Here is a 513-nt window from a genome sequence, read left to right as displayed (position 1 = left end):
TGGTGGTTATCCTTATGGCGGTAGAAAATTTAGATTGTTAGAGCTATCAATTACTGATAACCCAGTTTTAGATAAAGCGGAAATAATTTCAAGAAAGGTTAAAAATGACAATTAAAAACTTCACGTTTTTCAGTCCAAATGGTACAGAGTTTCCAGTCGGTTCTAATAATGACGGAAAACTATACATGATGTTGACTGGAATGGGCTATAGAACAATTAGGCGCAAAGATTGGAAAAGTCCATTAAATACAGCCCTTAACGTGCAATATGTTAACACATCAATCGTTGCAGGCGGGAGGTATTTTGAACTATTGAATGAAACTGTTGCCTTAAAAGGTAATGCAGTTAATTATATCCATGCAAATATTGACTTAACGCAAACAGCAAACCCTGTTACTTTATCGGCTGAAACTTCAAATAATAGCAATAATGTCGATTTAAATAATAGTTCTGGAGTTCTAAAAGTTTTGATTGACATCAGGACAACTGACGGAACAGGTGTAGTTTCAAGCG

Annotated in this window: 1 protein-coding gene; it reads left to right on the top strand. The window is 35.1% G+C overall.

Annotated features, from left to right (window positions below):
- Positions 1-104: 104 nt before the first annotated feature.
- Positions 105-513, top strand: a 409-nt coding sequence (locus D9V42_RS14800) for a hypothetical protein (RefSeq protein ID WP_244204793.1), incomplete at its 3' end; no start/stop codon positions are given.

The organism is Staphylococcus pseudoxylosus (assembly GCF_003697915.1).
In the GTDB taxonomy this organism is placed as follows: domain Bacteria; phylum Bacillota; class Bacilli; order Staphylococcales; family Staphylococcaceae; genus Staphylococcus; species Staphylococcus pseudoxylosus.
This window is presented reverse-complemented; position numbering and strand designations above follow the sequence as displayed.